The following is a 12,224-nucleotide window of genomic DNA, read 5'->3' as shown; positions in this document are numbered from 1 at the left end:
CCGACGACCGTTATTCTTATTACTTGAGGGAACCTTCATGCATCATGTAGTGCGTCGCTGGTTGACGGGAGCCGTCGTTGGGGCTTCTGTAGTGGCACTAAGTGGTTGTGGTACGATTTTTCATCCTGAGCGAAAAGGCCAGCTAAGCGGTGATATTGATCCGGTTATTGCTATCGCCAACAGCGTCGGACTACTGTTTTTTATCGTCCCTGGGGTGATTGCGTACGCCGTGGATCTCTCTAATGGCACCATCTATCTGCCGGGCCGCGATAGCGCGTCAGTGGATGTTCACCATTTAGACGACGCCATGGACGTAGCTTCATTAGAGAAGCTGTTGTCAGAGACCGCTGGCAAGCCGGTGAGCTTAGAGAATGAGCTGGTGATGATTGAAGAAATGGGCAGCCTGGATGAAGCTTTGGCGATGGTTCGAATGTCAGGCGTGCTGGATGATGAAAAGCTGTCAGCAATGTAGTTGAATCGTGCGTAATTGACTTTAAAAGCCCAGCGCTGGTTTCACGCCGCGCTGGGCTTTTTTGTGGTTATCGTTAACACTATTAGGCCTGCCACTAGCCCCCAAAATGCGCCACCAATTCCCAGTAGGGTAATACCCGAACCGGTCAGTAAGAATGTCACGATAGCTGCATCACGCTGCTTGGAATCATAAAACGCATTAGCTAAGCCACCGCCTAAGGTGCCTAGCAGGGCAATACCCGCTAACGCCGTAACAAGTGCCGCAGGCAATGCGTTGAAGACGCCCGTAACGGTGGCACCGAAAATACCTAAAATGATATAGAAAACACCCGCTGCAACGCCCGCGGTGTAGCGCCGATGTGGGTTCTCATGAGCATCAGGGCCCAGGCACACCGCCGCGCTAATGGCCGCCATATTAAGCGCAAAAGCGCCAAACGGCGCTAATAGCAGCGTAGTGGCGCCTGTCCAGCCAATCAGTGGCGAGCTATTGGGGTGGTAGCCGGCCGCGCGCAGCACCGCGACACCCGGCAAGTTTTGTGTGGCCATGGTGATGACAAACAGCGGTATGCCAATGCCAATGAGCGTAGAAAGAGTAAATACCGGTGCCGTAAAGACAGGGGTGGAGGGATAAAGCGGAACATCGTTTAGGCTAATTTGCCCTTGCAAGGCGGCGACAGCCAAGCCCGTTACCAAGACGCCAGGCACTGCCAGCGATGGCCATAACCGTCGTCCTGCTACCCAGGCAGCGAGCATTATCAGTGGTATCAGCCACTCTCTTGCCATGACTACGAAAAGATCTAACCCAAAGTGCAGCAGAATGCCTGCCAGCATGGCCGAGGCAATCGCACTGGGTATGTAGCGCATTAAGCGCTCAAACATGCCGGTGACGCCGCACACGGTAATTAACAGCGCCGAAAATAGAAAGGCGCCGATAGCCTCTTGCATGGGAATGCCAGGTAAGCTCGTCGCTAAGAAGGCCGCGCCGGGAGTAGACCATGCAGTAAGCAACGGCATGCGATAGCGTAACGATAGGCCCAGTGAGGTCGCCCCCATGCCAAGGCCTAGCGCCCATAGCCAAGAGCTGATTTGTGCCGGTGATGCGCCGGCAGCGGCCGCCGCTTGGAAAATAATCGCCGCCGAGCTGGTATAGCCAATAGTGACGGCGACAAAACCCGCAGTTACGGTTGAGACACTCATGTCGCGCCATAGCGAAGGCCTCCGCGCTGGCGGTTGGGGTGAAGAGTTTTCTGATGTCACTTGCATGAGGCCTCCCGCAAAGCGTGCCAACATAAGTCGTCAAATAGCGCGACACTGTGCGTTATAGCGCACATTTCAAGCATGCTATCATTGTGCGTTATAGCGCACAATGCGCGCAGATATCTCACGTGTTGGCGCGGATGCGCGCAAATGATTTACATAAGCAGGAGCGAGAGGGATGTCAGCGAATGAAATCAGCGCACCGGCTATCGCGGGTCACATGGCCGCCACGGTAAAGCGATTACGTAAGGAGCGTCAGTGGAGCCTAGACCGGGCCGCGCTTGAAACAGGCGTCAGTAAAGCCATGCTGGGGCAAATAGAGCGCGGCGAATCTAGCCCGACTGTTTCCACGCTGTGGAAGATTGCGAGCGGCTTTCGGGTATCGTTTTCAACGCTTTTTGATAGTCAAAAACCGGCATTAGGCGAGCTGCATCGCAATGGACTGGAATCCGTGTGGGGGGCAGACAGTGCCGGTATGCAGGCGAGCCTACTGTTTCCCTACGACCCACTGCTCGGTTTTGAAATGTTTATGATTGAGCTGGCACCTGGGGCCATGAGCGAATCTTCCGCGCATGCGAGCGGCGTGGTTGAGCATATGGTGGTGATTGACGGTGAGATGGAGCTGCGTATTGATCAGCGCTGGCAGACGCTGCGCGAGGGCGAAGGAATACGTTTTTTCGCTGACCGCCCTCACGCCATGCGCAACGCTGGTGATGCACGGCTACGCTTTCATGATGTGATCCACTATTTGCCTGGTGCCGCGTCAGGCGATTGAGCAAGCGCCTTCATCGGGTCCACGCATGTTTCACCGTTTCCACTAATGTTTCACAGCATCAATGGCTATCTAAAAAGCGTTTAAATGCGGCTGGCTCATCGGTGATAACGCTACTAATTCCCCATTCCCAGCGGCTATGAAAGGCACTTGGGTCGTTAGCGGTGTAGCAGAGTAGCTTATAGCCATCGCGCAGTATGGCTTCGGCTTGGATACGCTTTAAGCGCGGCCAGTCGGGGTGCACGCTGAAAGCCTCAATAGCCTCGCACTGTGCGCGCCAGGTTTTAGGCACACTGCCGAACAGTACGCCCAGGGCTAGTCGGTCGCTGTTCGCAAACTGACGACAGTGGACAAGCGCGCGGCTATCAAAGGAAGAAATAATCAGCCGTTCGGAGGGCAGCGTATCCAGCATTACCGGCAGGGTGCGCTCAACCAGTGCGATGGGATCACGGCCTTTGTTGACCTTAATCTCCATATTGACGCCCATGCCCAACTCGTTAAGCAGCGCTAGCATTGTCTCTAAGCTGACCATTTTTTCGCCCGAAAAGGCATCGCCAAACCAGCTGCCTGCATCTAAAGTTTGGGCATTGGCCAAGTCCATCGACGCAAGTGCTCCGCGGCTATTCGAGCAGCGCGCTACGTCAGCATCGTGCCAAATCACCGGCGTGCCGTCACCGAGTAGCTGCACATCTAACTCTACCCAGTCGATCCCGGCCTGATAAGCGGCGCGCACTGCCGACAAGGTATTTTCAGGGGCCGCGGCTGAATAGCCCCGGTGAGCAATCAGCGTGGGCAGTTGAATTGCAGGGTGGGTCATGAAAAATCCCTAAGCCTTCGACGATAGATATGCATTGAGTCTAGCATGGGGGCATGACAGCAGCGTTTCAGTGTTCAGGTGAGGCACGTATTCAAATGCGCTAGCATGCGAGCTTGATTTATAGGGCGCAACACGCTTCGATAGCCGTATCAGCCGCACGTCTGCTATTCATCAGCTATCTATTATTAACCAGTTGAATAGTGACTAAACTTAACAATCAATAAGGACAATCTAATGTCTCAGCGTATCCAATTTACACGTACCGGCGCCTCCGATGTGCTTGAACTGGTCAATGTGAACTCTGCTGAACCAGATCAAGGTGAAGTGCGCATTGCCAATAAAGCGATCGGCCTTAACTTTATCGATATCTATTTTCGTACCGGCCTTTATCCAGCGCCTTCTATGCCTTCCGGGTTGGGTACTGAGGGCGCGGGCGTTGTCGATGCAGTTGGTGAAGGTGTCACACACTTAAGCGTCGGTGATCGCGTCGCCTACGCGCAAGGCCCGCTAGGCGCCTATGCTCAGCTGCACACACTGCCAGCGGCAAAGGTCATCAAACTGCCTGACTCGGTTGATTTTGAGACGGCGGCGGCCAGTATGCTCAAGGGCCTGACCGTTCAGTATCTGCTTCGTCAAACCTATGAGCTGAAAGGCGGCGAAACCATTTTATTCCATGCGGCCGCCGGCGGAGTTGGTTCAATTGCCTGCCAATGGGCGAAAGCGTTAGGCGTCAAGCTGATCGGTACGGTTAGCTCGCAAGAAAAAGCGGATCTCGCGATGGCGAACGGTGCCTGGGCGACGATTAATTACAGCGAAGAGAACGTTGTCGAGCGCGTACGTGAGCTGACGAATGGTGAAATGTGCGACGTGGTCTACGATTCTGTGGGCAAAGATATGTGGGAAACATCGTTAGATTGTTTAAAGCCCCGCGCTCTAATGGTTAGTTTTGGCAACTCTTCCGGCCCGGTTGACGGCGTGAATATTGGTATTTTGAATCAGAAGGGTGCGCTGTTTGTCACTCGTCCCAGCCTTAACGGCTACGCGGACACACGGGAGCGTTTGGAAGCAATGTGCGATGACTTCTTCGCCATGCTTGAGAGCGGTAAAATTACGATTGATATCGCCAATCGCTATCCGCTGGCCGAGGCCGGTAACGCACAGGATGCGCTACAGGGCCGCAAAACCACGGGCTCAACCGTATTGCTTCCCTAAGGCATCATGCTAGTAACAAAAGCCGCTGTGTGAACTGCACCCCAAAAGTTGGACACCCATCCAACGATTGGGGTGTTTTTCATGGCGAAATACAATGAAGCGTTCAAGCTATTAGTAGTGAAAAGCTACACAGAAGGGCAACAGGGTTACAAGAGGCTGGCCAGACACTACGGTCTTGACCATGCAACCGTCAGACGTTGGGTCAAAAGCTATGAACTGCATGGCCTGAGCGGCTTGCAGAAGAAGTTCAGCCGTTACAGCGCTGAGTTCAAATTATCTGTATTGCAACGCATGAGGCAAGAGGATCTCTCTGCCCGACAAGCAGTTACCCTGCTTGATATTCGAGGTGGAGCGGGTGTCATACGGGAATGGGAAAGGCAGTATCATGAAGGAGGCTTCCAAGCGTTGGAGCCTAAAGCCCGAGGTCGCCCGACAAAGATGCCCACAGCAGAGCCTTCCAAACCCCCACTTCCAGTGACTGAAAATAGTTCGCTGAAGCAACTGCTCCAAGAGAACGAATACTTGCGTGCAGAGGTGGCCTACCTAAAAAAGTTGAAGGCCTTGCGTCAGGCCAAAGAACAAGCCGCGCCGAAAAAGCGCAGGTAGTCCTTGAGCTGAAGCAAGGCCACCCTTTGGCGGTGCTGCTAAAAGTAGCAGAACTGTCGCGTAGCACATTCTATTATCAGGCAAGAGTTCAGCTGGAGGATCGACATGCTGGTCTGAAGTGTCGCATTCACACCCTCTACGAGCGTCACAAAGGGCGCTATGGCTATCGACGAATTACAGCAGCGTTGCGCCAAGCGGGAGACCAGGTCAACCACAAGACGGTCCAACGCCTAATGCAGCACCTGGGATTGAAGTCGCTGGTACGCCCGAAGAAATACCGCTCCTATCGTGGACAACAGGCGAGTGTTCCCAATCTTCTTGCTCGTCAGTTTCAGGCTGAACGCCCCAACCAACGGTGGGTAACCGACGTCACGGAGTTCAATGTCCGAGGCGAAAAGCTGTACTTGTCGCCTGTGATGGATCTCTACAATGGAGAAATCGTGTCCTATACAATGCAGAAAAGGCCGCAGTTCTCGCTGGTAGGAGGGATGCTCAAGAAAGCTTTCGCCAAGCTGGCCGACCAAGACGCTCCGCTACTGCATTCTGATCAAGGCTGGCAATATCAGATGCCCGCTTACCGGCGTAAGCTCAGCGAGCATGGCGTGATTCAGAGCATGTCACGCAAAGGGAATTGCCTGGATAATGCCGCGATGGAGAGCTTCTTTGGGACGCTGAAGTCTGAATATTTTTACCTGAATCGGTTCGACAATATTGAGCAGTTACAGGCGGGCATCCGACACTATATCCATTACTATAACCACGAGCGTATTAAGACCAAATTAAAAGGCCTGAGTCCGGTGCAGTACCGAAATCAGGCCTTGGCCGCTTAGTTTTAACTGTCCAAGTTTTTGGGGTCAGTTCAGTGGGCGGCTTTTGTTGCTTACGGCCTAGGGTATTTAAAGCATTAATAGCTACCGCTTAACTATCGGCAGTTTAGCGTTGTACCTCAAAGGCCATATCAAAAAAACGCTGCTCAATTTGGCTGGCTTCAATAAACGGCTTGCTAAGCGTTTCAAAATCACGCTCGGCGCCTACGCGGTTTAGCTCGTTACATAAAAAATTAACCCAGCGAACAAAATCAGGCTCGTTATGGAGCACAATCCAGTCGCGGTGTTCAGGGCGTATAGGCAGCGGTTCTTGAGCACGCTGAGCCCACTCGAGATAGAGCCATTCAGCGACTACCAGTACCACCAGGATAAAGGCGTAATCCTGTGAATTGCAGGCGCTTTCCATTAGCGCAATAAACGCGTGGGTTGGCTCGGCCAGTTCCGGGTTTTTCCACTGTGCTTCGGGAATGTTCAATGCTGCAAACGAATCAATAAAATAGCGATATTCGCTACCCGCCAGTACCGAAAGCTGGCGTGCATGCGTTAGGCGGGCATCTGGATCGTCGGCGACACAAACCGCAGCGCCAAGTAATCGTATAAAGCTATCGCAAAAGTGAAAATCCTGAACCAAATAGCGAGCAAAAACGTTATCCGCAATCTTGCCTTCAAGCAATTGGTCCACAAAACGATGATTGACCGAGGCATTCCAGTGGGGCTGGGCAGCTTCGCGCAGGCGGTGACATAAATCCATACGATCTCCAGTGTGCTGAATAACCCTTGACCGCTATCTTATCGATTTCAACGGTAGAGTGCAGTGAATGCTTGTGTAGGCAGTGAGTTAGTTATATTTTTCACGCGCCATCTGCAGGTCATATACGGCTGTATAAATATCGCCTAATGTATAGGTGATGTATGCACCGTTAGCTTATACGGCAGTTCGACAAGTAAACTGATAGGGCGGTGCAATCGCCTTGCTCTTATTCAATGGCGGCACACGGAGGTGATTAGCATGGCAGCAGATGTTATCGGTTTGGCGCCAAGTACTTTAGTATTTATCGTACTTGGACTAACGCTGGCTGCTTTTATATGGGGCCGGTTTCGCTATGATTTGGTCGCGCTGGCAGCACTGTTAGGGTCTGTGATGCTGGGTCTTGTGCCCGCTGAAGGTGCCTTCGCCGGTTTTGGCCACCCGGCGGTAATTACCGTCGCCGCTGTGCTGGTTCTTAGCCGTGGGTTTGAGCGTTCTGGCGTGGTCGATATTATTTCAAATCAAGTGCTTAAAGTCGGTGAAAACCTGCTGCTCCAACTGTTGGTGTTGGTCGGCACCGTCACATTGCTGTCGGGCATTATGAATAATGTGGGTGCCTTGGCGCTGCTGCTGCCAGTGGCGATGCGGCTAGCCCGTGAGCACAACACCTCGCCTTCTTTACTACTAATGCCGCTGGCATTTGGGTCATTGCTCGGTGGCCTGACCACGTTAATCGGTACGCCGCCCAATATCATTATTTCCAGCTATCGGCGGGAAGTGACGGGCGAAGCGTTCAGTATGTTTAGCTTCTCTCCCGTGGGTGTTGCTGTCGCGCTGGCGGGGCTGGCTTTTATTGTGTTGATCGGCTGGCGCCTGACGCCAAAACGCAGCGGGCAAGCCTCCACAGAGGAAATGTTTGATACCGCCAACTATTTGGTCGAATTAAAAGTGGCAGAGGGATCCAAAGCCAAAGGCTTAACGTTGCAGCAGTTGCGCGACGAGCTGGACGAAACGATCCCTGTGCTGGCAGTGGTGCGTGATGATGATCGACGTGCAGGCTATAACTTTCACGGTGCTTTGGAAGAGGGCGACATTCTGCTGTTAGAGGCAGGGCCCGATGAACTCCAAATGCTGGAAGACAAAGTAGGGCTTAGTGCGATTGCCGAGTTGGAAGAGGATGCTGAAGCAGAGCCGGATGCATCCGAGCATCCTGACGCTGAGCAGGCTAACAAGAAACAGCCAGCGAAGGAGGCCGCGCCGGTCAATACTGAGGGGCTACAGTTAATTGAAGCGGTTGTGCGCAATGATTCTATGATGATTAATCGCAGCGTGCGGCAGCTGCGATTAAACCATCAGTTTGGGCTGCACTTAGTTGCCGTTGCCCGGGACGGCGGGCGCTTGAAGCAGCGTTTGCGCGATATTCGTTTTAAAAACGGTGACGTACTGCTGCTGCAAGGCAGTGAAAACGAAATTGCCGAAAGCCTGGCCTCATTAGGCTGTCTCCCGCTTGCTAAGCGTGAGCTACATCTAGGCCAGCCGCGTAAATTGCTTCTTTCTATTGCCATTTTTGCTCTGGCCATTGTGGCCATGCTGTTTGATTTATTGCCTGCCGCCGTCGCTATGAGCACTGCGGCGCTCATTTCACTATTGATCGGCGTACTGCCGTTACGCGAGGGTTATCAGGCGATTGATGGCCCTGTGATCGTGCTGCTAGCAGCGATGATTCCGGTTGGCGAAGCATTAGAAACCAGCGGAGGGGCGGACCTGGTGGCCAATACGCTGCTGCGTTTTGGCAGCGACTGGCCGGTAGTGGTCACCATGATCGGATTGTTCCTTCTCTCCATGTTACTTTCTAATGTGGTTAACAATGCGGCAGCGGCGCTGCTGATGGCGCCAATTGCAGTCAGTTTGGCCAATGGCTTCGACGTTTCGCTTGATCCATTTTTAATGGTCGTGGCGATCAGTGCATCCTGTGCGTTTTTAACGCCGATTGGGCATCAGTCAAACACGTTGGTCATGGGGCCCGGTGGGTATCGGTTTAGTGATTATTGGAAGCTGGGCTTGCCACTGTCAGTGGTGGTGTTAGCCGTTTCTATACCGCTCATTTTGCTGGTGTGGCCGCTTTAGGAGAGCTTGCCACTGCTCGGCCTATTAATAGATATAGAGCGAATGGTGGATGATTGTTATTAGGTTTCGAAAATTTTGCTAACCTACTACGCTCTGATACCAATAAAAATCGAACAGGCCGGGCTTATGAACCAACAATTTCGTCAGGATGCCATTGTCGAGCTAGTTCGGCAGCACGGCTATATGAGCATTGAACAACTCACCGCTCACTTTTCGGTGACGCCGCAAACCATCCGCCGCGATTTAAATACGTTGGCTGATGAAGGGCGGGTTCGGCGCGTCCATGGTGGCGTAGGGATCGAGTCCAGTACGGTCAATACCGCCTATAGCACCCGCAAGACGCTGCACTTGGAGGAGAAAGAACGCATCGCCCACTGTTTGGCTCAAAATATTCCTAATCACTCGTCACTGTTTATTAATATCGGCACCAGTAATGAAATGGTGGCTCAAGCGTTGCTAGAGCACCAGGGGTTGGAGATTATTACTAATAACCTTAATGTCGCCGCCATCTTGCAGCATAAAGAGGATTTTACCGTCATTATTGCCGGGGGCCAGGTGCGTTCTCGCGATGGCGGTATTATTGGCGAAGCCACTATCGACTTTATTAATCAGTTTAAAGTGGACTACGGCATTATCGGCATCAGCGGTATCGATGAGGATGGCTCTCTGCTGGAGTTTGATTATCAGGAAGTCCGCGTTGCTCAGGCCATTATCGCGAATTCGCGGCGTATCTATTTGGCGGCAGACTATTCGAAATTTCATCGCAATCCAGTAGTGCGCCAAGGTAATTTGGATCAGCTTGACGCGCTATTCACTGACCGTAAACCTCCAGAGGCAATTCAGCGTTTACTCACTCAACATGATGTTGCGCTTCACATCGCCAGCGCTTAATCGCCGTTGATGTAGTTGGGTTACAACGGCGCCTGCGGCCAATGATGCATTGTTCGCTTTGTTGCCGTGACCCATAGTGAATTCATGGATGAGGTGAGTGCTTCGTTATCCCGAGCCACTGAACTGATCCCTGCTACAGAACCATAGCGCTTCATGATTACCCAGTGCTAAAGGCGAAGGTCTTGTAACGCTTGTGACCACCTCGCAATTACCGAACTGGACACTTATCCGGTCCAGCATGAGTAGCAATGTCACCCTTCTTTCTCAATAAGATGGCTGCTTGGTAACCGATTAACGGACCGGCAGCGGATGACCATACCATGAGGTATTACTAATGAACTGCATCGAACTTAGCCAACAAGCCGATAGCATCGCTAGCTCTTTCAGCAAGCAAGATCTCGCTAGGCTGGTCGTGGCGTTAAAGGGCAATCGTGAGTCACTACAGCATGCGGTTGAGGTCATCGATACCGTAGACAGTCGTTCAGGCTACACGCTGGAAGAGGCCTGGGATGAAGTGCTCTCTGGAGATTCTCAGCTGCGCATTGAAGACGAAGAGTAGGGCGCGAGGTTTTAACCGGTAAGCAACAATTAGCCCCCTTATTACGTAAGGGGGCTTTTTTGTAGCGGCTAAAAGCTTAAGCGTCAGCCGCGGGCATCGCTGGCCGTGAGGTATCCCGGTGCAGTTCAAAATAGCTATTGAAGCGCTCTTCAGCATCGTCGCCAAATAACACGCGGCAGGCCTCTTTTAAGCCACTGGATTGGCGGAGCTGTTCATGGGGTACGACAAGCGAGACTTTGGCGCGACGACGTAGAAAATCTTCAAGCTGGGTGATCATTTCGTGGTCGCGGGCGTGCTCTAACTCGCAGCGAATATATTCGGTACCTTCAATTAAGATGTCAGCTTGAGCAGGGTCCGCTTGGATTTTGGCTAGCATCTGAACAGCTTGGTCAGCGTAGCGCCGCCAGAGGCGCGTCGAGAGAGGCTCTGATGAAGTAGCTGCGGTCATCGCATCTAAGTTCATGCGTTTGGCCTGATCCATAAACTGCTGCTTCACGGCGTCTGCTGGCTCGCCATACCATTTAAAATCAGGCGCGGATAGCGTTACGCCCAAGCGCGTCATCTCCTCGGCAATTTCATCACCAACGTTTAAACAGTCGGTGAGTTTGCCGCCAAAGATACTGATATGGGCGCTGTCGTCATTGGTATCGATCACGTGCTTACGCGAAAGCTGCAAGAAATCACGGTCACTGCCTTGATCGCCTTTAATCGCTAACGGCCGCACTCCGCAGCGTGTCGAGATAATGTCGTCTTGGCTAAGCGGTTTGTCTAACGTTAAACGCTTGTTGATATTTTCCAACACAAAGGCGATATCGTCAGCGGTAACGTCAACCTCCGGGTGCTCCATATGCGTGTCGGTGGTGCCGATGCAGGTACGATTACCCATTGGAATGACAAAAAATAGCCGCCCGTCGTCAGCAAAAAACGCCAGCACGCGCTGGGAATCGGTTAACTGCGGGACGATAAGGTGAATACCTTTGGAATAAAGATGGTGGTGCGTCGTTTTTTGACGTGTTAGCTCATTATGTTGATCTACCCAGGGGCCTGCCGCGTTAATCAGTACCTTGGCGCGAATGTCAAAGGTACTGCCATCCATTACGTTGCGGGCCTTGGTGACCCATAAATCACCTTCGCGCTCGGCACCGAGTGACTCAACGTAGTTTGCGGCAACCGCGCCATAGTTGAGCGCGTGGCGCATAAAATTAAACACAAACCGTGCATCATTATCGTGAAGATAAGCATCGGAGTATTCAAAACCACCGACCGAGTTCTGCGTGTTGATGATGGGCTCTTCGTGCTTGATCTTTTTCGATGAGAGTAGTCGTGGCAATTTGGTAAAGCCATTACCCATTAGCCAATAAAGCCAGGTGCCTGCCCATAGGTAGCGCGGTGAGTGGCGAAAACCTTTTGAAATAGTGGTTAGAAAGCGGATTTCCTGCACCGTGGAAGGATAGCTCTTAATCAAGTGATTGCGGCTTTTACACAGCTTTCGAACCAGTGAAAAGTCGTTGCTTTCCATATATTTAATGCCTCCCCATACTAAATTGGAGGAGTGCATGCTGGTGCTGCCGGCGAAGTCGCCACGGTCAATCAAGGCAACTTTTGCGCCTTTTCCTGCCAGTGCCGCTGCCGTGGCCGCGCCATTAATACCGCCACCGATAATGAGCGCGTCAAAAATATCGGTAGGTAACTTTTCAGTGTTTCGATTTCGCAGTGTCATGGCGGGCCCCGTTAACATAAAAAACTCGCTTACCGTCATGGTGTGAACAGTAGGAGGTTTATTGTTTTTTTCACTAACGAAACTATAGGTGATCATTTTCGAACATTCAATGTTCTTTTGGACGCATTAGGCTAGCATCGCCTTATAGACTGCTCGGTAGGTAGATAACGTGGGCGCAAAAAAAACGGCCCCTTATTATCAGGGGCCGGTTGAAGGC

The 12,224-nt window shown here is 52.2% G+C and carries 11 protein-coding genes; 7 read left to right on the top strand and 4 right to left on the bottom strand.

Annotated features, from left to right (window positions below):
• The first annotated feature begins 37 nt into the window (after positions 1-37).
• On the top strand, positions 38-472 hold the full coding sequence (locus CIK78_RS12005) for a hypothetical protein (protein ID WP_096280326.1): 435 nt from the start codon (positions 38-40) through the stop codon (positions 470-472).
• 41 nt (positions 473-513) lie between these two features.
• Here the strand turns inward: CIK78_RS12005 and CIK78_RS12000 are convergent, their stop codons facing one another.
• A complete protein-coding gene (locus tag CIK78_RS12000) occupies positions 514-1,734 on the bottom strand; it encodes a benzoate/H(+) symporter BenE family transporter (RefSeq protein ID WP_225734517.1) in 1,221 nt (406 codons plus the stop codon).
• Between the two features lie 172 nt (positions 1,735-1,906).
• Here CIK78_RS12000 and CIK78_RS11995 point away from each other — a divergent pair, with 172 nt between their 5' ends.
• Positions 1,907-2,503 (top strand): XRE family transcriptional regulator, encoded by a 597-nt coding sequence (locus CIK78_RS11995; RefSeq protein ID WP_096280322.1) that lies wholly within the window; start codon positions 1,907-1,909, stop codon positions 2,501-2,503.
• Between the two features lie 58 nt (positions 2,504-2,561).
• Here CIK78_RS11995 and CIK78_RS11990 read toward each other — a convergent pair whose 3' ends face one another.
• On the bottom strand, positions 2,562-3,317 hold the full coding sequence (locus CIK78_RS11990; protein WP_096280320.1) for a glycerophosphodiester phosphodiesterase family protein: 756 nt from the start codon (positions 3,315-3,317) through the stop codon (positions 2,562-2,564).
• A gap of 234 nt (positions 3,318-3,551) precedes the next feature.
• Between CIK78_RS11990 and CIK78_RS11985 the strand changes: the two genes are divergently transcribed.
• Together CIK78_RS11985 and CIK78_RS11980 are read left to right on the top strand one after the other, a co-directional pair.
• Positions 3,552-4,529 carry an NADPH:quinone reductase gene (locus tag CIK78_RS11985; RefSeq protein ID WP_096280318.1) on the top strand — a complete coding sequence of 326 codons (978 nt, stop codon included), beginning with the start codon at positions 3,552-3,554 and terminating at the stop codon, positions 4,527-4,529.
• 81 nt (positions 4,530-4,610) lie between these two features.
• Positions 4,611-5,965, top strand: a protein-coding gene (locus CIK78_RS11980) for an IS3 family transposase (protein ID WP_255249071.1) whose coding sequence is annotated in 2 segments (ribosomal slippage) — positions 4,611-5,090 and positions 5,093-5,965 — 1,353 coding nt in all. Because the reading frame shifts where the segments join, the coding sequence is not laid out codon by codon here.
• A 103-nt stretch (positions 5,966-6,068) separates the two neighbouring features.
• Here CIK78_RS11980 and CIK78_RS11975 read toward each other — a convergent pair.
• A complete protein-coding gene (locus tag CIK78_RS11975) occupies positions 6,069-6,713 on the bottom strand; it encodes a TenA family protein (RefSeq protein WP_096280316.1) in 645 nt (214 codons plus the stop codon).
• Between the two features lie 258 nt (positions 6,714-6,971).
• On the opposite strand from CIK78_RS11975, the gene CIK78_RS11970 reads away from it, so the two are divergent.
• The 3 genes from CIK78_RS11970 (at position 6,972) to CIK78_RS11960 (ending at position 10,287) form a co-directional block, all read left to right on the top strand.
• On the top strand, positions 6,972-8,837 hold the full coding sequence (locus CIK78_RS11970) for an SLC13 family permease (RefSeq protein ID WP_096280314.1): 1,866 nt from the start codon (positions 6,972-6,974) through the stop codon (positions 8,835-8,837).
• A gap of 126 nt (positions 8,838-8,963) precedes the next feature.
• A complete protein-coding gene (locus CIK78_RS11965) occupies positions 8,964-9,728 on the top strand; it encodes a DeoR/GlpR family transcriptional regulator (protein ID WP_096280312.1) in 765 nt (254 codons plus the stop codon).
• A gap of 334 nt (positions 9,729-10,062) precedes the next feature.
• Entirely contained in the window at positions 10,063-10,287 is a 225-nt protein-coding gene (locus CIK78_RS11960; protein ID WP_096280310.1) for a hypothetical protein, read from the top strand.
• Between the two features lie 76 nt (positions 10,288-10,363).
• Here the strand turns inward: CIK78_RS11960 and CIK78_RS11955 are convergent, their stop codons facing one another.
• Positions 10,364-12,007 (bottom strand): FAD-dependent oxidoreductase, encoded by a 1,644-nt coding sequence (locus tag CIK78_RS11955; RefSeq protein WP_096282370.1) that lies wholly within the window; start codon positions 12,005-12,007, stop codon positions 10,364-10,366.
• Positions 12,008-12,224: the final 217 nt, after the last annotated feature.

Source organism: Halomonas sp. JB37, from assembly GCF_002332255.1.
Taxonomy (GTDB): Bacteria; Pseudomonadota; Gammaproteobacteria; order Pseudomonadales; family Halomonadaceae; genus Vreelandella; species Vreelandella casei.
The sequence above is the reverse complement of the archived record's forward strand: the minus strand, read 5'-3'. Positions and strand labels throughout refer to the sequence as shown.

Excerpts from the sequence above, each read along its gene's own strand:
- CIK78_RS11975 (WP_096280316.1), bottom strand. The coding sequence starts at position 6,713 with ATGGATTTATGTCACCGCCTGCGCGAAGCTGCCCAGCCCCACTGGAAT.
- CIK78_RS11960 (WP_096280310.1), top strand. The coding sequence starts at position 10,063 with ATGAACTGCATCGAACTTAGCCAACAAGCCGATAGCATCGCTAGCTCT.
- CIK78_RS11990 (WP_096280320.1), bottom strand. The coding sequence starts at position 3,317 with ATGACCCACCCTGCAATTCAACTGCCCACGCTGATTGCTCACCGGGGC.
- CIK78_RS11965 (WP_096280312.1), top strand. The coding sequence starts at position 8,964 with ATGAACCAACAATTTCGTCAGGATGCCATTGTCGAGCTAGTTCGGCAG.
- CIK78_RS12000 (WP_225734517.1), bottom strand. The coding sequence starts at position 1,734 with ATGCAAGTGACATCAGAAAACTCTTCACCCCAACCGCCAGCGCGGAGG.
- CIK78_RS11985 (WP_096280318.1), top strand. The coding sequence starts at position 3,552 with ATGTCTCAGCGTATCCAATTTACACGTACCGGCGCCTCCGATGTGCTT.
- CIK78_RS12005 (WP_096280326.1), top strand. The coding sequence starts at position 38 with ATGCATCATGTAGTGCGTCGCTGGTTGACGGGAGCCGTCGTTGGGGCT.
- CIK78_RS11995 (WP_096280322.1), top strand. The coding sequence starts at position 1,907 with ATGTCAGCGAATGAAATCAGCGCACCGGCTATCGCGGGTCACATGGCC.
- CIK78_RS11970 (WP_096280314.1), top strand. The coding sequence starts at position 6,972 with ATGGCAGCAGATGTTATCGGTTTGGCGCCAAGTACTTTAGTATTTATC.
- CIK78_RS11955 (WP_096282370.1), bottom strand. The coding sequence starts at position 12,007 with ATGACACTGCGAAATCGAAACACTGAAAAGTTACCTACCGATATTTTT.